We start from the raw sequence: 953 nt of genomic DNA, 5'->3' as shown, positions 1-953 counted from the left end.
TGGGGCCGCGATAGCATTGCAGCAACAGCACAAGATGTGATTGCCGATTTAATTTCTTATATAGAGGTTAGTGAGTGAAAACACATTTCCTTAGACCAAGAGACGTTCCTGAGCTACAAATATGGGCTGAGGTATTTATATTTACCGCGCTTGCTTTAGGGCTGCCTGTATTATTTAACGCACAGGACCCATTTTGGACTGAGGGAGGGTTTTCGTGGCCTGTACTTGGCCCACTTTTAGTTTCTTTACGCTATGGCTTTTCAAAAGGCTTTATTAGTATTTTATGTTTGCTTGTTGGCCAACTTTTTTTACTTCAAGCAAATATTTTATCACCGCAAAGCGACTTCAATATTAACGCTATGATTGGCTACATTATTGTAATTATGATCACAGGCGAATTTAGGGATGTGTGGGAGCGTACTAATCAACAGCAAAGTATTCAGCTTGAGTACGTAACAGATCGTCTTGAAACATTTACTCGTCAGTATCATTTAATTAATTCATCTCACGATAGAATTGAGCAAATGCTAGCTGGCCATACGTTAAGTTTACGTGAATCACTACAAGCAGTAAGAACCTCTATCGGGCTATTAAAAGAAAGAAGACTTGATAGCGCAGCGCAAAAAATAATCGACTTGTTTGTTGAGTACGGTTCGCTAGAAAGAGCGGGGTTATATAAAGTTGAAAACGACAGTGTTTTAGAACCACCACTTGCCTCTATAGGCAAAATGAGTCAAATAGCAGAAAACGATCCTCTTATATTAGCGATGATTGAAGAAAAAGAATTAGTATCAGTAAAAGACGCAAAAATGGCATCAGGTATAAGTAAATACCATATGGCGATTCCACTTATCGACGTAAATAACACAATTTATGGCGCTATTTTAGTTGAAAGAGTACAATTTTTTGCACTTAAAAATACCACTCTTACACTACTTGCAGTTATGGCTGGG

At 38.2% G+C, this 953-nt stretch carries 1 protein-coding gene and 1 pseudogene; both read left to right on the top strand.

What is annotated here, in order from left to right; all coding sequences use genetic code 11:
- Nucleotides 1-78, top strand: a pseudogene (locus tag L652_RS1000000125670) (protein PelC); the annotation flags it as partial.
- Nucleotides 75-953, top strand: an 879-nt coding sequence (locus L652_RS0102795; protein WP_024603264.1) for a hypothetical protein, incomplete at its 3' end; no start/stop codon positions are given. The pseudogene L652_RS1000000125670 and the gene L652_RS0102795, both read left to right, overlap by 4 nt.

The sequence above is a fragment of the Pseudoalteromonas sp. TB25 genome (assembly GCF_000497995.1).
Taxonomy (GTDB): domain Bacteria; phylum Pseudomonadota; class Gammaproteobacteria; order Enterobacterales; family Alteromonadaceae; genus Pseudoalteromonas; species Pseudoalteromonas distincta.
The sequence above is the reverse complement of the archived record's forward strand: the minus strand, read 5'-3'. Positions and strand labels throughout refer to the sequence as shown.